Raw genomic sequence first — 18449 nt, 5'->3', positions numbered from 1 at the left:
GACCAGTTGCGGCGGGCAGCCAGCCGGTTCGGGGGGCGGGCTGCGATGTGAAGAAGCGCACCGGGGTGCGCTTCGAAGTCTTCAGTGTACGGTCTTGAACTTGCCGCTGAGCACCTGATCCAGGTCATCCAGCCAGGGCTCGGCCAAGTGGCGGATTTCCGCGTCGTTGAGCAGGATGCGCTGCATGATGCGGGTCTTGAGCTGGCTTTCCTCGGGCGCCAGCTGCTCGCGCTGGGCGGCATGCTTGAGCTGCGAGATCAGCAGCACGCAGGCTCCTTCCAGCTTGACAACTTCGTCCCAGTTGCCCGAGCGGGCCGCGGAGAGCATGTCAGCGCTGGCCTGTTCGATCGCTTCGTAGTAGCTGATGAGGTGGGTGTTCATGGGGCTGTCCGGAATGCTGGGTGGGCGGGCTGTCGTGGGGTCGGCGCGCATGCTTCAGGCCACTCGTTTGGTGTCGCCGCGTTCGCCGATGGCATGCCAGGCTTCGCGGACGGGCTGGAGCAGCCGCTGGCATTCCTGGATGGTGGCGATGTCGCTGTGCAGGTTGGCATGCGTCAGGCGCATGCACAGATAGGCGTAGAGGTCGCGCAGGTCGCGGGCCAGGGCACCGGACTCCAGGTTCAGGGCAGCCTTCAGCCCTTCGTCCAGGATACGGACACAGCGGCCGAGGCTGCGGTTCTTCATCTCCTGGTTGCCGGCCTGGATGTGGCCGATGGCCTGAGTCATGCCGTCGTGCACGCCGTCGAACAGCAGGGTCACCAGGCGGTGCGGGCTGGCGTTCAGCACGTCGGTTTCCAGGCCGACCTTGCTGTACATGGCGCTGGCCCGATGCGTGCGCGATGCGAAGGGGGAAGAGTTGCCGTACATATGCTCAGTTCTCTGTTGGGCCGTGTTGAGACATTTTTCGACCTGCCGCCGGGAAACTTGAGCCTCCGCGACGCGACGAATTGCACGGGGAAAGCAGTGGGTTTGCGAGTGGACAGTGTGAATGAAAAAGGCGCCCCGCGGGGCGCCTCTGGCTGTCAGACCTGACCGGGCCCGGCGGTGGCGTCAGCCGGACGACTTGTTGGAGAACTGCTTCGTGACATAGGCCGACAGGCCGTTGAGCTGGCCCATCTTGGTGTCCAGCGCCGTGTATTGGGCGCGCAGGCGTTTTTCCATCAGGTCCAGATGGTCCTGCAGCGCGGAGATCTGTTTGTCGTTGTCCTTGATGCGCTTTTGCAGGCCGGTCTGGCCCACGGAGATGGTTCCATCCGTGCCCAGCGTCTTGCTGGCGAAATCAATCCACTTCTTGGCAAAGCCATTGTGGGAGGCGTCCGTCACATCCACCGAACTGAAGAAGCGCTTGAGGTCGCCGAGGTTGCCCAGGGCCTTGTCCAGCTTGCTGCTGTTGATGGTGAGGGTGCCGTTCTGGCCCGGGTCCAGCCCGATGTCGGCCAGACGCGCAAAGGCCCCGCCCAGCGTGGTCGAGCCTCCGCTGACGTTGCGCAGCATCTGCTGCAGCGAGATGGCCTTGGCGTCGCCCTGCAGCGTGCCGGCGGTCTTGGTGGCGGAGTCGTACTTGGTCTGGTCGCGCATCAGGTTCATCAGGCCGTTGTAGGCGGTGACGAAGTCCTGGATGGTCTTCTTGATGGCCGTGTTGTCCGTGCTGCTGCCGACGTTGACGGCTGTGGTGCTGGTTTTCAGCAAGGTCAGCGTGAGTCCGTCGGCGACGGTGCTGAGCGTGTTGGACTCCGAGCTGAGGTCCAGGCCATCCATGTTGAAGGACGCGTTGCCCGCGGCCTGCTTGAGGCTCATGCCGCCAGCGTCGGGGCCCTCGTAGCTCAGGGCGGCCAGGCTGGGGTCCGAGGCACTGATCTGGAAGCCATTGGTCTGCCCGCTGTCGCGCGAGCGGATGACCAGGCGCGTGCCCGCGGCATCGCTGACCACGCTGGCCACGACGCCGGCATTGGCAGCGTTGAGCTTGTCACGGATGCTGTTGAGCGTGTCCGTGGCCGTGATGTTGACGCTGATGGAGCTGCTGCCCGCCTTGCCGGTGAACACGGGCGGGTCGCCTTCCCAACTGCCCAGCGCGATGGTCAGGGTGCCTTCGCCGACGGTGCTGTTGGCGTTGGTGAACACGCCGCTGGCTACGCTCTGCGCGGTGGCGAGCTGGCTGACGGTGATCACGTGGCTTTGCGTGCCGGCGTTAGGGCCGCTCACGGTGACAACGGTGTTGTCCGAACTGCTGGTGCTGGAGGCGGACCAGGTGGCTGGATCGCTCAGCTTCTGGGCGGCGGTCTGCATGGCCGACATCGCGGCCTGCATCTGCCCATAGGCCGAGATCTTGGTCTGCAGGCCGGCCGAGGCCTTCTTGATGTTGTTGATGGGTGTCTGTTCGACGGACATCAGCTTGCTGACCAGGGACTCGACGTCCAGCCCGCTACCGATACCCAGTGAAGTAATGCTCGCCATGGCATCCTCTCAAAAAGACACTGCCCCAAGCCCTCTTCGGCAGGGCCGGAGTGAACTTTAGGACTTTTTGCGTTTTTTCAGCGCCCACAGGCCGAGACCGTCTCCCGCGCGCATCGGGAAACCGCCTCGGCCTGCAGGCTGCCGCCTGGTGGCTCAGCCCTTCAGCAGCTGCAGCACTTGCTGCGGGAGCTGGTTGGCCTGGGCCACCATGGCATTGCCGGCCTGCTGCAGGATCTGCGCCCGGGAGAGGCTGGACGTTTCCTGCGCGTAGTCGGCATCCATGATGCGGCTGCGAGCCGCCGCCTGGTTCTCCACCGCGACCTGCAGATTGGCGATCACGGCGTCGAATCGGTTCTGCGTGGCGCCGAAGGTGGAGCGGGCCAGGTTGACCTGGGCCAGGGCCAGGTCGATCTTGGCCAGCGAGTCCAAGGCGCCCTGCGTGCCGCCGGCGTAGACATCGAAGGTCGTGCCGGTGCCGGCCGCGCCCAGGTTCAGGATGTCCGTGGCGGTGGTGTCGATCACCGACGCCAACGCACCGTCGTTCTTGCCGGCGGCCGTGGTGGTGGTCAGCATGTCGCTCACCGCCACCTGGATCTGGTCGTCCGTGGTGGCGTTGGCGCCCACCTGGAAAGTGTAGGTCGTCGCCGCGCCGGTGAGGATCTGCGAGCCGTTGAAGGTGGTGTTGCGCACCAGCCGTCCGATTTCGGTCTGCAGCTGCAGGAATTCGTTGTTCAGCGCGGAGCGGTCATCGACGTTGTTGGTGCCGTTGGCACCCTGCACCGCCAGCTCACGCATGCGCTGCAGCATGTCCCCGATCTTGCCGAGCGAGCCTTCCGCCGTCTGCGCCAACGAAATGCCGTCATTGGCATTGCGCACGGCCACCGTCATGCCCCGCACCTGCGTGTTCATGCGTTCCGCAATCGCGAGGCCGGCGGCGTCGTCCTTGGCCGAGTTGACTCGCAGGCCGGAGGACAGTCGTTGCATCGCGACGCTCAGCATCCCCTGAGACATGTTCAGGTTGCGTTGCGCATTCAACGAGGCGATGTTGGTATTGATGGTCTGGGGCATTTGAGCACTCCTGCAAATTGCCGGAGGGTTCGGACCCCGACGACTGCGGTCCGGCGCTCTGTGCGCTCATGACCGAGGTCTTCGGAGTCGCCCCGCGAAAGGCAGCAGGCCGGAACTGAACCTGACTGCGCTCCGGAGGGCTCCGGAATCCACGCCGGGAATTCCTGACGTGTTGGACGAATTCTGAAAGTGCCCGTGCGTCTCCAAAGTCTCGATAAAGGGGTGAAACCACCCCCAAACAAAAAGCAGCGCCCCGCCTTTGGCGAAACGCTGCCTCCTTCCGTCGGCGCGGCCCCGCGGCCCGGTATCAGCCGCCGCGCAGCAGCGAAAGCACCTGCTGCGGCAGCTGGTTGGCCTGGGAGACCATCGCGTTGCCGGCCTGCTGCAGGATTTGCGCGCGGCTCAGGTTGGCGGTTTCCGAGGCGTAGTCGGCATCCATGATGCGGCTGCGGGCGGCGGTCTGGCTTTCCACGGACACATTGAGGCTGGAGATCACCGCATCGAAGCGGTTCTGTGCCGCGCCGAAGGTCGAACGTGCCGTGTTGACCTGCGACAGCGCCAGGTCGATCTTGGCCATGGCGTCCAGCGCGCCGATGGTGGCGCCCGTGTAGACGTCGAAGGTCGTGCCCGTGCCGGCGGCGCCGACGTTCAGGATGTCCGTGTTGGTCGTGTTGATCACTTCGGCCAGGGCTGCGGCATTGGTGCCCGCGCTGGTGGTGGTGCCGGTGATGTCGACCCCGGTGATGGTGATCTGGTCGTTGGTCGTGGCGTTGGCGCCCACCTGGAAGGTGAAGCCGGTCGTGCCGGTCAGCACAGGCTGTCCGTTGAAGGAGGTGTTGGCGGCCAGGCGGGTGATTTCGCTCTGCAACTGGGTGAACTCGTTGTTCAGCGCTTCGCGGTCGGTCTGGTTGTTGGTGCCGTTGGCCGACTGCACGGCCAGCTCACGCATGCGCTGAAGCATGTCGCCGATTTTGCCGAGTGCGCCTTCAGCCGTCTGCGCCATCGAGATGCCATCGTTGGCATTGCGGATGGCCACGGTCATGCCGCGCACCTGGGTGTTCATGCGTTCGGCGATGGCGAGGCCGGCGGCGTCGTCCTTGGCCGAATTGACCCGCAGGCCTGACGACAGGCGCTGCATGCTGACAGACAGCGAGTTCTGCGACATCGACAGATTGCGCTGGGCATTCAGCGATTGCAGATTGGTGTTGATGATTTGAGGCATGACGCGATCCTTTCAGTACCGATGAATGGAAACCGAGCCCAAGCAGACCAGCGTTGCGGCCGCTTCAGTGACAGTGCGGGCGGTGTGCCTGCGCTGCCGGCCTGGTGCGCTCTCGGGGGAGAGGCGGTGGCCGCTGTCGCTTGTCGCTAACGAGCTGGGACCCGTTGAGAGGGTTATCGGACTGGAGGGGATGCGCTTGAGGTCAGACCTTGAAAAGAGGGGCCGCTCAATCACCTGAAAAGCGGGGTGATTGGCGGCCTGTTAGGGTGTTTGCGCTGGCGGGCTTTGCCCTTTGACCTCGACGGTCGTCGCAGCGTTGGAGCTCAGGGCCAGCGGGGCTGGCCCAGGGTCATCGAAGAAGCGACAGCACTTGCTGCGGCGTCTGATTCGCCTGGGCGATCATCGCCGTGCCGGCCTGCTGCAGGATCTGCGCTCGGCTCAGGTTGGCGGTTTCCATGGCGTAGTCAGCGTCCATGATGCGGCTGCGTGCAGCCGACTGGTTCTCCACCGAGACCTGCAGGCTGGAGATGGCCGCGTCGATGCGGTTCTGCGCAGCACCGAAGGTCGAACGGGCCACGTTCACCTGGGCGATGGCCAGGTCGATCTTCGCCACCGAGTCCAGGGCACCCTTGGTGGCGCCGGCATAGGCGTCGAAGGTCGTGCCGGTGCCGGCGGCGCCGACGGCCAGGATGTCGGTGTTGGTGGCGTTGGTCACCTCGGCCAGCGCACCGTCGTTCTTGCCGGCGGCGGTGGTCGTGCCCAGCATGTTCAGCCCGGTGATCGAGATGATGTCATTGCTGGTCGCGTTGGCACCGACCTGGAAGTCGAAGGCGGTGGTGGTGGTCAGGGTGGCCTGGCCGTTGAAGGTGGTGTTGTTGGTCAGGCGGGTGATTTCGCTCTGCAGCTGCGAGAACTCGTTGTTCAGCGCGGTGCGGTCATCCGTGTTGTTGGTGCCGTTGGCCGACTGCACGGCCAGTTCACGCATGCGCTGCAGCATGTCGTTGACCTTGCCCAGTGCGCCTTCAGCCGTCTGCGCCAGGGAGATGCCGTCGTTGGCATTGCGGATGGCCACATTCATCCCCTTGACCTGGGAATTCATGCGTTCCGCGATGGCCAGGCCGGCGGCATCGTCACGGGCGGAGTTGACTCGCAGGCCCGAGGACAGGCGCTGCATGGACACCGCCAGCGCGGACTGCGCGGTGTTGGCGTTGCGCTGTGCGTTCAGCGACAGCAGATTGGTATTGATGACGGCGGGCATGATGTGCTCCTTTCAGCTTGAAGAACCCCGGCTTAGCGCCGACGTGACTCGGGTGCCCGGGTACTGACACCCGTGCTTGCAGCCCGACAGGCGAACCTGCCGCTCTGCACCGCCCGGCGCTAGTCAACCGTTGAAGCCGGAACCTCGTCTTGCCATCGAGGTGCCCGTTCTCGGCCTCCTAACCGGACCACGAACCTGTTTCCAGACCCGTTGGAATGGCTATCGGAGCCCCCTAGTCGGAACTTGAGGGCTTTTTGTCAAGACCTGTGATCTTTTGAATAGCCGGGGGACTTGCCGTGCTTTTCTTCGTTTCAGATTCGGGCGGGAGCGGGCCTGGACTGTGAAGGAATGCCGGTCCGGCGTCGGTCGGGGCTGGAGCGGTGAGGGTCCTTTGCTGAAAGGGGCGCCGCGTCATGTCCGCGGCACAGGTGGAAGAAGGCAAGAGGTGAGCGTCAGGAGCACGCTGCTGCGGGCCGCGCCCTCATGCCACTGGAGGCGGGGCCCTGCTCTGTTTTTCGGCCCGGGTGGGGCAGGGCAGGCGCCGAGATGAAGGATTCCCACCCCGCTTTTCCGGTCAATGGATCGGAGGCGCCTGCCTAAAGTGGGCGCCAACGCGGACGATAAGCCTGCCCCTGCCCGTTTGCGATGGCAGGCCATGCATTGTTTGCGTCCCTTTCAACGGCCCGCACGGCCTACCTGCAGGAGATGCACATGCGTTCGACCCCTACTGAAGGCGCACGCGAGGCCTTGCCCGCCGCGCTGATCAATCCCAATCCGGAAGCCCAGTGGTTGCTGGCTCAGGCCCGCAACGCAGCCTTCGCCGAAGCCTCCCGCGGCCGCCTGGGCCAGGGCCTGGCCCTGCTGGCCGGCGCGCTGGAGCAGGAACCACTGAGCCACGAGCTGCTGAGCGACATGGCCGCCCTGCTGCTGAGTGCTGGCGAGCTGCTCCACGCGGTGCGCTATGCCCGCGAGGCCCTGGTCATCACGCCACACCATGGCGCCAGCCTCTATACCCTGGGCTTCGCCCTGGCGGGTCTGGGCGAGGAGGCTGCGGCCCTGGAGGTGCTCACCCAACTGCTGACCGGGCAGGGCCTGATCAGCCTGGAGCGCGAGGCGCCCGAGCTGGTGGGCCTGGTGCGCGCCGAGCTGGCGCGGCTTCAGACTCGCGCCAACGAGGCGTCCGCCGCATCATCCCAAGGCTGACAGCCTGCCCTCGCGCCGGCCCTAGGGGCCGGCAAGCCCTCCCAAGAGGCCTTCTGCCCCCCGCAGCAGGCCTTTTCTCTTTGGGGCGGCGGACAGCCTTGTAGGAATTTGCCTGACAAGAGCTTGCGAATTTCCGGGACTTCATCGACGGAAATGGGCTGATGTTTCGTTCCTGTTGTGCTCTTCACAATTCGTCTCACGTTGACACGCAATTGAAGCGACATACAGGAGCCCGACATGAACGCCGATCAAATCCTCACCGAGATCCGTGAAGCCAATCTGTCGTACCTGATGCTGGCCCAGAGCCTGATCCGTACCGACCGCGAGCAGGCGCTGTTCCGCCTGGGCATCTCGGAAGAGACCGCGACGCTGATCGCCACCCTGACCCCGGCCCAGATCATGAAGATCTCCTCTGGCAACACCCTGCTGTGCCGCTTCCGCATGGACGACGACCTGGTGTGGGGCCTGCTGACCAGTCATGGCAAGCCCGCTGCCAATGACCATGTGTCCCGCCTGCATGCGTCCATCCTGCTGGCCGGCCGTCACCAGGAAGCCGCATGACATGGGGCCCCCGGTCGCCCGGGTACGGGCGACCACCCCCCGAGGGGGTGCAGTTCATAGCCGCCTTGGGGCGGATATGAACTGCAAGGGGGCCGGCTTGGGGCGGCCCGGCGCCGGCCCATTCAATACGCAGTTCGAGCCCGCCGTGGGCGGGATCGAACTGCAGCCTAGATGAACCGAGTAGTTTGAATAGACTGGAGACCTACCATGCGCAGCAAGTCCATCCTGACCGAAGCCCGCCAGATCGAGCGTGCCGTTACCCTGATCCAGTTGGGGGCCCGCCTGCAGGTGCTCGAATCGGAAACGGACCTGTCCTATGAACGACTGCTGCGCCTGTACAAGGAAGTCTCCGGCAAGTCGCCGTCCAAGGGCCAATTGCCTTTCTCGACAGACTGGTTCATGACTTGGCAGCCCAATATCCATGCCTCGCTGTTCCTCAATGTGCATGAGTATCTGAACAAGGTGGCCGAGATCGACGAGATCGACACGGTCATCAAGGCCTACCAGCTCTACCTGGAGCAGGTGCAGGCACAGGGCCTGGAGCCGCTGCTGTCGGTGACGCGTGCCTGGCGCCTGGTGAAGTTTGTGGACAACGGCATGCTGACCATGACCAAGTGCTGCAAGTGCGGCGGTCACTTCGTCACGCATCCGCACGAGATCTCGCGCCATTACGTCTGCGGCCTGTGCAATCCGCCAGCCCGCGCCGGCAAGGGCCGCGCGCAGGGCGCGATCCAAATGCACTGAGCCAGGGCAGGGTAGTGATGCAGGAACCATCGGCTGCGGAATCTGCCCTGAACACGCCGCCGGGCGCCGAGCAGGCGCTGCCGGCGGCTTGCCACTGGGCCCGCCGGCTGTGGCCGGCGTCGGCGTTTCTGTGCTGGCTGCTGGGCTGGCTGCTGTTGGCGGTGCTTCAGCCGCTGGGGCCGCTGTGGGCCCTGGTGGGCGCGCTGCTGCCGGTCGCGGGCCTGGCCTGGCTGCACGAGCGTCGCTGGCGCCGCTTCATGGTGCTGGGTGGCTTTGCCGCCTCCTTGCTGCTGCACCAGGGGCTGGCCGGCCTGCCGGCCTGGTGCTGGCTGCTGCCCATGGGCTTGCTGGTCCTGATGTACCCGCGCAGCACCTGGCGTGATGCCCCTCTGTTCCCGACGCCTGCCGGCGCGCTGGCGTCCCTGGCAGCCCATGTCGAACTGCCGCCCCAGGCTCGCATCCTCGATGCCGGCTGCGGCCTGGGCGCGGGCTTGCGTGAGCTGCACCGTTGTTTCCCCGCCGCAGAGATCCATGGCGTGGAGTGGAGCCCCCTGCTGGCCTGGGCCTGCCGGCTGCGCCATCCCTGGGCCAGGGTTTCGCGCGGCGATATGTGGGCCCATCCCTGGGTGGGCTACCAGTTGGTCTACCTTTTCCAGCGGCCGGAAAGCATGGCGCATGCGCAGGCCAAGGCGCGTTCAGAACTTGAGTCCGGTGCCTGGCTGATCAGTCTGGACTTTCCGCTGCCGGGCACGCCTGCCATACTGACCCAGCCCCTCACGGGGCGCCATTCCATTCATGTCTATCGTTTCTGAGCCCCTGTCATCAGCCGAGGCCGTCTCCTGTTGGCGGTTCGCCGGGGAGATGGTGCACCGGCCTCGCTCAAGAGCCCGGGCGCATGGCCGATAAGGGCTTCAGACACAGCAGCATTCACACACCATGTTCGTCATCGTCGGCTGGCTCATCGCCATGGGTTGCATCTTCGGCGTATTCATCGCGCACGGGGGCAATATCGGCGTCGTGCTGCATGCACTGCCCTTCGAGTTCATCACCATCTTCGGGGCCGCCTTCGGCGCCTTCCTGGCCAACAACCAGATGAAGGTGGTCAAGGGCGCCATGAAGGGCCTGGGCATGTGCTTCAAGGGAAGCAAGTTCAGCAAGGCCCGCTATATGGAGCTGTTGGCCCTCATGTACGACATCCTCCAGAAGGCCCGCAAGGAGGGCCTGATGTCCATCGAGAAGGACGTCGAGGACCCTCACAACTCGCCGCTGTTCCAGAAGTACCCCACCGTGGGCAACGACCACCACGTGACCGAGTTCATCACCGACTATCTGCGCATGATGGTCTCGGGCAATCTCAATGCCCATGAGATCGAGTCCCTGATGGATGCCGAGATCGAGACTCACCACCAGGAAGAGCATGCCGCCGTCGCGGCCCTGACTCGCTTGGCGGGCGGCCTGCCGGCCTTCGGCATCGTGGCCGCTGTGCTGGGTGTGGTGAACACCATGGGCTCGGTGGGCCAGCCCCCGGCGGTGCTGGGCGGCATGATCGGCTCGGCCCTGGTCGGTACCTTCCTGGGCATTCTGCTGGCCTACGGTTTCGCGGAGCCGCTGGCCGGCCTGCTGGAGCAGAAGGTGGAGGACGCCGGCAAGGAGTTGCAGTGCATCAAGACCACCCTGCTGGCCAGCATGCAGGGTTATGCGCCGCAGGTGGCCATCGAGTTCGGCCGCAAGGTGCTGTATTCGGGGGACCGCCCCAGCTTCACCGAGCTCGAGAGCCACGTGAAGGGCAAGAAATGAGGCTGAGTTCCTCGATGCCTGCCAACGCCAGGGGAGGGCAGCACCATGGCCGGTGACGCCAAGAAACTTCAGCCCATCATCATCAAGAAGATCAAGAAAGGCGGCCATGGCGCCCATGGTGGCGCCTGGAAGATCGCCTACGCCGACTTCGTGACGGCCATGATGGCCTTCTTCCTGCTGATGTGGCTGCTGGGCTCCACGACTGAGGGCGACAAGAAAGGCATCGCCGACTACTTCTCCTCGCCGCTGAAGGTGGCCCTGAGCGGCGGCTCTGGTTCGGGCGATTCCTCGCACGTGATCAAGGGCGGGGGGCAAGACCTGACCCGACAGACCGGCCAGGTCAAGGCCGGTGACGTCGATGCCCCGCGCCACACCATCAACCTGCGCGCCCTGAAGGAGGAGCAGCGCCGTGCCGAGCGCACCCGCCTGCAGGAGCTCAAGGACAAGATCAAGGAAGTGCTGGCCAACAACCCCTCGCTGGCATCACTGGGGGGGCAGATCCGTCTCGAAATGACACGGGAGGGCCTGCGCATCCAGATCGTCGATGAGAACAACCGTCCCATGTTTGACAGCGGCAGCGCCGTGGTCAAACCCTATATGCGAGAACTACTTCGCGAACTTGGCGCCGTCCTCGCGGAGGTGCCCAACCGCCTGACGCTGGAGGGGCATACTGACGCACAGCCCTTCTCGGGGGGCGAGCGGGGATACAGCAACTGGGAACTGTCGGCGGACCGCGCCAATGCTTCCCGGCGGGAGTTGCTGTCCGGGGGATTGCCGGAGTCGCGGGTGCTGCGTGTGCAGGGCCTGGCGGCCAGCAAGCTGCTGGAGCCCGACGATCCCCGAAGCCCGATCAACCGCCGGATCAGCATCATCGTGATGAACCGTGATGCGGAAGACGCTGTGCTGAAAAATCTGCCGGACAACGAGGACGAACCGGCCGACAATCCAGCATCAGCGGCCGAGAAACCGTAAAGAAGCGTTGAAACGTCCCGTCGCAGCAGGCCCGCCCCCACGCAGGCCAGGCCAGCTGCAGGAACCAGGTTCGACCAGCCCTCAAGCCCCTTGCGAGGAACGCCATGAGCACTGACATGAAATTTTTGATCGTCGATGACTTCTCGACCATGCGCCGCATCGTGCGCGGTCTGCTGAAGGAGATCGGCTACAACAATGCCGAAGAGGCGGAGGATGGCGTCGAGGCCCTGAACATGCTGAAGAACGGCAAGTTCGACTTTGTGGTGAGCGACATCAACATGCCCAACATGACGGGCTTCGAACTGCTCAAGGCCATCAAGGAAGACGCCTCGCTGAAGCACCTGCCGGTGCTGATGGTGACCGCCGAAGCGCGCAAGGAAGACATCGTGCTGGCCGCCCAGAGCGGCGCTGCCGGCTACATCGTCAAGCCCTTCACCAAGGCGACGCTGGAAGAGAAGGTGCAGAAGATCATGCAGAAGCTGGCCGCGGCCGCTTGAGGGAGAAGGCCATGAAAGCCGAAGATTTCACCAAGCTGGGCGCAGGTACCGACCCCCTGATGGTCTCGCCGGAGGTGTTCCAGCAGCTGGGGACCATCACCCGGGTGCTGCATGACACCATGCAGCAGCTGGGCGTGATGCCCAAGCTCCAGACCGCCACCGACGGCCTGCCCGACGCGCGCAGCCGCCTCACCTATATCGCCAACAAGACCGCCGAGGCCGCCAACAAGGTGCTGAACTCGGTGGACCAGGCCAAGAGCGAGCACGCCAAGATCTCGGCCGCGACAGCGGAGATGGCCAAGGCCATCACGGCGGATCCGGTCAAGGCCGTGGCCTCGGGCGCAGTCTTCAACTTCGTCAAGCAGGTCGAGGACTCCACGGCCCACATCGATCAGCACCTGACGGACATCATGCTGTCCCAGGACTTCCACGATCTGACCGGCCAGGTGGTCGCCAAAGTGGTGACGCTGGCCAACGACCTGGAAGACAGCCTGGTCAAGCTGCTTGTGCAGGTGGTGCCGCCCGAGCAGCGCGAGAAGGTCGATCCCAACATCCTGCAAGGCCCGGTGGTCAATCCGGAAGGCCGCACCGATGTCGTGGCCAACCAGAGCGAGGTCGATGACCTGCTGGCCAGCCTGGGCTTCTGATCCTTGCACTGACCCTTTGTTGTCCTCCGGCCCGGGCACGTTTGCCGGGCCTTCCACAGCCCGCTGTGTGCAATGCACCGGCGGGCTTTTTGTTTCTGGGCCGGCGCGGTCGGAATGACCGCCCATTTCCCCCCGCTTATCCGGCTTAAGTTTCCCCGCCCCCCGGCCAAGAATGTCGCCATCCCCCGGACCGTCCCGTCCGGTGGCATCACGCCATGGCAGACCAAGACGCACAGGACCGCAACTTACCGGCATCGGCCAAGAAGATCCAACGATCTCGGGCCGAGGGTCAGCTGCCGCGTTCACGCGACCTGCCGCATTTCGCGATGCTGGTCAGCGGTGGCGTCCTGATGTCCGCCAGTGCGCCCCGGGCCCTGGACTGGCTGCAGAAGATGATCCAGCACGGGCTGCACTTCGACGCGCAGCTGCTGCAGCGCCCCGGCTTCATGGGGGAGCGCCTGGGCGAGTTGACCCTGCAGGCGCTGATGGTCCTGCTGCCCTTTTGCGGCCTGCTGATGCTGGTCGCCGTGGCCGCCAATGTGGCGGCCGGCGGCTGGAACTGGACGCTCAAGCCCCTCACGCCGCGCTTCGAGCACCTCAACCCCCTGCAAGGCCTGGCACGCCTGTTCCAGTGGCAGCAGCTGGGCCAGGCGCTCAAGGCTGTGCTGCTGGCCCTGATGCTGGGCGGCGTCGGGGCCATGGTGCTGCGCGACCGCATTTCGGCCTATGTGGGCATCATGTCCGTGCCCCTGCCCGGCGCCATCGCCTATGCCGGCCAGCAGCTGATGCAAGGTCTGGCCCTGCTGGGCCTGGCCCTGGCCCTGTTCGCCGTCATCGACGTTCCTCTGCAGCGCCACCTCTACCTCAAGCGCCTGCGCATGAGCCGTGAAGAGGCCAAGCAGGAAATGAAGGAGATCGAGGGCAACCTCGAGATGAAGGGCAAGATGCGGGCACGCATGCGCGAGATGGCCAAGCGCCGCATGATGGCCGCCGTGCCCACCGCCGACCTGGTGGTGATGAATCCCACCCACTATGCCGTGGCGCTCAAATACGAAGAGGGCCGCATGGCCGCGCCCAAGGTCGTGGCCAAGGGCACCGATCTGCTGGCCTTTCGCATCCGCGACCTGGCCAAGGAGTCCAAGGTGCCGGTGCTGCAGTCCCCCATGCTGGCCCGCGCCCTCTACGCGCATGCCGAGGTGGACCGCGAGATCCCCGCCGCCCTGTTCGCCGCCGTGGCTCAGGTGCTGGCCTATGTGTACCAGCTCAAGGCCGCCATGGCCGGCCAGGGGCAGGCACCCGCGCAGATGCCGGATCCGCAGGTGCCGCCCGAGCTGGATCCGCACAACAAGCCGCATCGCCCCGCCGATGCCGATCTTCTGGAGGATGAGGCATGAACGCCTTGATGGCTCAACTGCAGGCCATGCTGGGCCCGCGCGCGCAGATCGTCGGTGCCCTGGGCGCGCCCATCGCCATCATCATGATCCTGTCCATGATGGTGCTGCCCCTGCCGCCCTTCATGCTGGACCTGCTGTTCACCTTCAACATCGCGATGGCCGTCATGGTGATGATGGTGGCCGCCCACATGCTGAAGCCGCTGGACTTCGCCGCCTTTCCCACGGTGCTGCTGCTGACCACGCTGATGCGCCTTTCGCTGAACGTGGCCTCCACTCGCGTGGTGCTGCTGCAGGGCCATACCGGAACGGGCGCCGCAGGCCGCGTGATCGAGTCCTTCGGCCACTTCCTGATCGGCGGGAACTTCGCCGTCGGCCTGATCGTGTTCGCCATCCTCGTGGTGATCAATTTCATCGTGGTCACCAAGGGCGCTGAGCGCATTGCTGAGGTCGGTGCCCGCTTCACCCTGGATGCCATGCCCGGCAAGCAGATGGCCGTCGATGCCGACCTCAACGCCGGCCTGATCGACGAGAAGGAAGCCAAGCGTCGCCGCGCCGAACTCAGTGACGAAGCGGACTTCTTCGGCTCCATGGACGGTGCGAGCAAGTTCGTGCGCGGCGATGCCGTCGCGGGCATCCTGATCCTGTTCATCAACATCATCGGCGGCTTCATCATTGGCGTGGCCCAGCACGGCCTGTCAGCCAGTCAGGCGGCTGATTCCTACATCCTGCTGGCCGTCGGCGATGCGCTGGTGGCTCAGGTGCCAGCCCTGCTGATCTCCGTTGCTGCCGCCATGGTCGTGTCGCGAGTCGGCAAGGACAAGGACATCGGCACCATGATCGGCCGCCAGGTCTTCGGCTCGGCCAAGAGCCTGTCCATCACCGCCGGCGTCATTGGCATGCTGGGTCTGATTCCGGGCATGCCGCATGTGGTCTTCCTGTTGATCGCGTCCGGCCTGGGCTACCTGGCCTGGTGGCTCAAGCGCAAGGAACAACTGGCCCAGGCGGCCAAGGCCGAGCAGATGCCGCCGCCGCCGCCCGAAGCCAATGCCGAGGCCAGCTGGGACGACCTGCAGCCGGTGGACGTGCTCGGATTGGAGGTCGGCTACCGCCTGATCACCCTGGTGGACAAGACCAAGGAAGGCGACCTGCTCTCCCGCATCAAGGGCGTGCGCCGCAAGTTCGCGCAGGAGGTGGGCTTCCTGCCACCGGCCGTTCACATCCGAGACAACCTCGAGCTGCGCCCCAGCCAGTACCGCCTGATCCTGCGCGGCGCCGTCATCGGCGAGGCCGAGGCCTACCCCGGCATGTGGCTCGCCATCAACCCCGGCCATGCCACGCAAAAGCTCATCGGCACTTCCACCACCGACCCCGCCTTCGGCCTGCCCGCCACCTGGATCGAGGAGCGCCAGCGGGAAATGGCCCAAATGGCCGGGTTTACCGTCGTTGATTGTTCGACTGTCATTGCCACCCATCTTTCACACTTGATGCAAGTCCACGCGGCCCGTCTCCTGGGGCGTGTGGAGGCCCAGCAGCTTGTGGACCACCTCACCAAGCAGCAACCCCAGTTGATCGAAGACGTGATCCCCAAGATGGTCGGCATCGCCACACTGCAAAAGGTTCTCCAGTTCCTGCTGGAGGAGGGCGTGCACATCCGCGACATGCGCTCCATCGTCGAGTCCATCGCAGAGAACGCGGGTGCCACTAACGATCCCATCGAGCTAGGCCGGCGCGTCCGCGTGCACATCGCACCGGCCATCGTCCAGCAGATCTATGGCCCCGTGAAGGAACTGGACGTGATCGCGCTGGAGCCCGAGCTGGAGCGCCTGGTGACGCAGGCCCTGAATTCCCCCCATGGCGCAGCCCTGGACCCCGGCGTGGCGGACACGCTCGCCCGCAGTGCGGCCGAGCAGAGCCAGGCCCAGGAGGACCGCGGCGTGCCTGCCTGCCTGCTGGTGCCGGACCTGATCCGCGCACCGCTGGCCCGACTGCTGCGCCGTGCCGCCCCGCGCCTCAAGGTGCTGGGCCACAGCGAGATTCCCGAGACCCACTCGATCCGCATCGGATCCATCATCGGAGCAGCCGCATGAGCGCCCCTGCCCTGATGCCTGATGCCCTGCATTGCCAGGAGGCCGCATGAACGTCAAACGCTTCACCGCCCGTACGTCCCGCGAGGCCCTCGCGCTGGTGCGCCAGGCCTTTGGCGACGACGCCGTCGTGCTGTCCAACAAGCCCTGCGCCGAAGGCGTGGAGGTGCTGGCCATGGCCCCCGAAGGCATGAACCAGATCGAGCGTGTGGCCGCGACCGCGCCGCGCGTCGAGGCCCGTGGGCCCGCCCGCGTGCAGGCCCGTCCGGCTGCCGCGCCTGTGCCCACCATGGCCGGCAGCGCCCGCCTGGCGCAGCGCGTGGCCGAGCGCCATGAGCCCAGCTTCGGCCAGGCCGTGGACGATGACGTGCAGACCTTGGCCATGAGCACCCTGAGCTTCCAGGACTATGTGCGCGAGCGCATGCTCAAGCGCCGCCAGGCCGAGCTCAACGGCCAGCCGGATCCCATGGACATGCCCGCCGCGGCCCCCGAGCTGCCGCCTGCCGAGAGCCTGGCCACCATGGCAGCCGCCCGCCAGCAGCGCGCGCAGTCCGCCATGCAGACCCTCAACGCCCGTCGCCTGGACACCCCTGCTGCGCAGGTGGCCGAGCCGCCGCGCCGCAACCCGCCCGTGCTGCGCGACGAGATCCGCATCTCCGCTGAGCAGCGCCCCGTGCCCCAGCTCTCCGACATGCCCGGCAGCGCCCGCCGCGACCAGCAGGACATGATGAACGAGCTGCGTTCCATGAAGGGCCTGATCGAGGAGCGTTTCGGCGCCCTGGCCTTCATGGAGAAGCTGCAGCGCCAGCCCGTGCAGGCCCGCCTGACCCAGCGCCTGCTGGACGTGGGCTTCTCGCCCGCCCTGGTGCGCAAGCTGGTGGAGGGGTGCCCGGCGCATCTGGAGGGCAAGGAGGCGAGTGACGGTGCGGGCGAGACCCAGTGGGCCGCCCAGGTGCTCGCACGCAACCTGGTTACCGATGAGATGAACCCACCCCTGGAGGAACAGGGCGGCGTCTTCGCCCTGATTGGATCCACCGGCGTGGGCAAGACCACCACGACGGCCAAGATCGCAGCCGCCTTCGCGACCCGCCATGGCGCCTCGCAACTGGGCCTGATCACGCTCGACGCCTACCGCGTCGGCGCCCACGAGCAGCTGCGCGCCTATGGCCGCATCCTCGGCGTGCCCGTGCACACGGCCCATGACCGCGCGTCGCTGGAAGACCTGCTGGAGCTGCTGTCGGGCAAGAAGATGGTGCTGATCGACACCGCCGGCATGGCCCAGCGCGACAGCCGCACTCACGAGCTGCTGGAGATGCTGGCCCACCCCAGCATCCGCCGCATCCTGGTGGTCAACGCCGCCCAGCAGGGCGAGACCATCGAAGACGTGGCCGGCGCCTGGCGTGCCCAGACCTGCCAGGGCGTGGTGCTGTCCAAGATCGACGAGGCCGTGAAGTTGGCGCCCGCGCTGGACACCATGATTCGCCATCGTTTGCGCATTATTGGCGTTGCCAACGGGCAGCGGGTGCCGGAAGATTGGCATCGCCTGTCGGCTACGGCCTTGGTGCAGCGCGCGCTGCGCAGCCAGGCCCATGCCGCTTGGCGCATGGACAGCGCCGATGTGAACCTGATCTTTGCCGGAGGCCCCGCGCTGGCCGCCGTGCAGTCCACGGCCCCGGGCGTTCACTGAACCGCCCCCGAGTCATCGACCCCATCGAGACCACCCCATGCGCGAGCCACCCTTCAGCAAGACCCCGCAAGACCAGGCCGACGGCCTGCGCAAGCTCTTTGCCGCCTCCCGCGTGCGCTTCATCCCCGTGGTGAGCAACCCCGCAGTGCTGGACTCCGGCGTGCTGCTGGAAGGGTTGTGCGCCGCCTTTTCCGAGATGGGCCTGCAGACGCTGGTGGTCGATGCTGGCGAGCTGTCGCCGGCTGCCACCGAGATGGCAGCGGTGGACCTCTCGGCCTGCGTGGAGCGGCTGTCTCGCCAGGTGAGCTACCTGGCAGCGCGCGGCCTGCCACTGCGATACATCAACGCCAACGGCTCTGCCGCCGAGTTCCTGCAAGCCCTGAGCGAAGCCGCACCGCAGGCCGATGTGATGATTCTTCACGCGCCGGCCGCCGAGCTGGCCCGCGTGCTCAATTCCCGCGAGCTGCGCCCGGTGCTGCTGGCCGACACCGATGCCAGCAGCGTCACCCACGCCTATGCCGGCATGAAGTGGCTCAGCCAGCGCGCCGGCATCATGGTCTACAGCCTCTTGATGGCCTGCCACCCGCAGCTGCGTCTGGCGGAGCGCATCGCCCAGCAAATCAGCAGCTGCGGCGATGGCTTCCTGGGGGCCGTGCTGCGTGACTGGGCCTGCATGGATCCCCGCACGCCGCCCACGGCCCCGCTGTCGCCCGAGGTGCGACACCTGGCCCGCGAGCTCCTGGCGGTCGTGCCCCAGGGCCTGGCGCCGGATGCGGCCCAGCAGGCCCGCCCGCTGCGGCCCCTGGTGAATCTCCGTCCGGCGCGGCCGGCGGTGGCCGCCAACTGATGTTGCAGGAGCTG

At 65.9% G+C, this 18449-nt stretch carries 18 protein-coding genes; 12 read left to right on the top strand and 6 right to left on the bottom strand.

Features of this window, described 5'->3' with window-relative positions:
• Positions 1 to 81: 81 nt before the first annotated feature.
• The 6 genes from H5407_RS14990 to H5407_RS14965 form a co-directional block, all read right to left on the bottom strand.
• The gene (locus H5407_RS14990; protein ID WP_183105270.1) at positions 82 to 381 is read right to left on the bottom strand and encodes a flagellar protein FliT; all 300 of its coding nucleotides are present in this window, start codon (positions 379 to 381) and stop codon (positions 82 to 84) included.
• A 54-nt stretch (positions 382 to 435) separates the two neighbouring features.
• Entirely contained in the window at positions 436 to 867 is a 432-nt protein-coding gene (gene fliS, locus H5407_RS14985) for a flagellar export chaperone FliS (RefSeq protein ID WP_183105269.1), read from the bottom strand.
• Positions 868 to 1050: 183 nt separating this feature from the next.
• A complete protein-coding gene (fliD, locus tag H5407_RS14980) occupies positions 1051 to 2454 on the bottom strand; it encodes a flagellar filament capping protein FliD (RefSeq protein ID WP_183105268.1) in 1404 nt (467 codons plus the stop codon).
• Positions 2455 to 2607: 153 nt separating this feature from the next.
• Complete coding sequence (locus tag H5407_RS14975) at positions 2608 to 3522, bottom strand: flagellin (RefSeq protein WP_183105267.1); 915 nt, start codon at positions 3520 to 3522, stop codon at positions 2608 to 2610.
• A 307-nt stretch (positions 3523 to 3829) separates the two neighbouring features.
• A complete protein-coding gene (locus H5407_RS14970; RefSeq protein ID WP_183105266.1) occupies positions 3830 to 4744 on the bottom strand; it encodes a flagellin in 915 nt (304 codons plus the stop codon).
• Positions 4745 to 5093: 349 nt separating this feature from the next.
• Positions 5094 to 6002, bottom strand: a complete 909-nt coding sequence (locus H5407_RS14965; RefSeq protein ID WP_183105265.1) for a flagellin — start codon at positions 6000 to 6002, stop codon at positions 5094 to 5096.
• Positions 6003 to 6713: 711 nt separating this feature from the next.
• Between H5407_RS14965 and H5407_RS14960 the strand changes: the two genes are divergently transcribed.
• The 12 genes from H5407_RS14960 (at position 6714) to H5407_RS14905 (ending at position 18435) form a co-directional block, all read left to right on the top strand.
• Positions 6714 to 7205, top strand: coding sequence for a hypothetical protein (locus tag H5407_RS14960; protein WP_183105264.1), 492 nt, complete (start codon positions 6714 to 6716; stop codon positions 7203 to 7205).
• Positions 7206 to 7442: 237 nt separating this feature from the next.
• Positions 7443 to 7766 carry a flagellar transcriptional regulator FlhD gene (gene flhD, locus H5407_RS14955; RefSeq protein ID WP_183105263.1) on the top strand — a complete coding sequence of 108 codons (324 nt, stop codon included), beginning with the start codon at positions 7443 to 7445 and terminating at the stop codon, positions 7764 to 7766.
• A 207-nt stretch (positions 7767 to 7973) separates the two neighbouring features.
• Positions 7974 to 8510 (top strand): flagellar transcriptional regulator FlhC, encoded by a 537-nt coding sequence (gene flhC, locus H5407_RS14950; RefSeq protein WP_183105262.1) that lies wholly within the window; start codon positions 7974 to 7976, stop codon positions 8508 to 8510.
• A 17-nt stretch (positions 8511 to 8527) separates the two neighbouring features.
• Complete coding sequence (locus H5407_RS14945) at positions 8528 to 9322, top strand: trans-aconitate 2-methyltransferase (RefSeq protein ID WP_183105261.1); 795 nt, start codon at positions 8528 to 8530, stop codon at positions 9320 to 9322.
• A 124-nt stretch (positions 9323 to 9446) separates the two neighbouring features.
• Positions 9447 to 10307 (top strand): flagellar motor stator protein MotA, encoded by an 861-nt coding sequence (gene motA, locus H5407_RS14940; protein ID WP_183105260.1) that lies wholly within the window; start codon positions 9447 to 9449, stop codon positions 10305 to 10307.
• A 45-nt stretch (positions 10308 to 10352) separates the two neighbouring features.
• Positions 10353 to 11279 carry a flagellar motor protein MotB gene (gene motB / locus H5407_RS14935; RefSeq protein ID WP_183105259.1) on the top strand — a complete coding sequence of 309 codons (927 nt, stop codon included), beginning with the start codon at positions 10353 to 10355 and terminating at the stop codon, positions 11277 to 11279.
• 104 nt (positions 11280 to 11383) lie between these two features.
• Entirely contained in the window at positions 11384 to 11776 is a 393-nt protein-coding gene (gene cheY, locus H5407_RS14930) for a chemotaxis response regulator CheY (protein ID WP_183105258.1), read from the top strand.
• An 11-nt stretch (positions 11777 to 11787) separates the two neighbouring features.
• Entirely contained in the window at positions 11788 to 12423 is a 636-nt protein-coding gene (locus H5407_RS14925) for a protein phosphatase CheZ (RefSeq protein WP_183105257.1), read from the top strand.
• Between the two features lie 215 nt (positions 12424 to 12638).
• Entirely contained in the window at positions 12639 to 13817 is a 1179-nt protein-coding gene (gene flhB / locus H5407_RS14920; RefSeq protein ID WP_183105256.1) for a flagellar biosynthesis protein FlhB, read from the top strand.
• Positions 13814 to 15904, top strand: a complete 2091-nt coding sequence (gene flhA / locus H5407_RS14915; RefSeq protein WP_183105255.1) for a flagellar biosynthesis protein FlhA — start codon at positions 13814 to 13816, stop codon at positions 15902 to 15904. Before flhB ends, flhA begins: the two co-directional genes overlap by 4 nt.
• 46 nt (positions 15905 to 15950) lie before the next feature.
• On the top strand, positions 15951 to 17588 hold the full coding sequence (gene flhF, locus H5407_RS14910) for a flagellar biosynthesis protein FlhF (protein WP_183105254.1): 1638 nt from the start codon (positions 15951 to 15953) through the stop codon (positions 17586 to 17588).
• A 37-nt stretch (positions 17589 to 17625) separates the two neighbouring features.
• Positions 17626 to 18435, top strand: coding sequence for a flagellar biosynthesis protein (locus H5407_RS14905; protein WP_183105253.1), 810 nt, complete (start codon positions 17626 to 17628; stop codon positions 18433 to 18435).
• Positions 18436 to 18449: the final 14 nt, after the last annotated feature.

Source organism: Mitsuaria sp. WAJ17, assembly GCF_014174515.1.
In the GTDB taxonomy this organism is placed as follows: Bacteria; Pseudomonadota; Gammaproteobacteria; order Burkholderiales; family Burkholderiaceae_C; genus Roseateles_B.
This window is presented reverse-complemented; position numbering and strand designations above follow the sequence as displayed.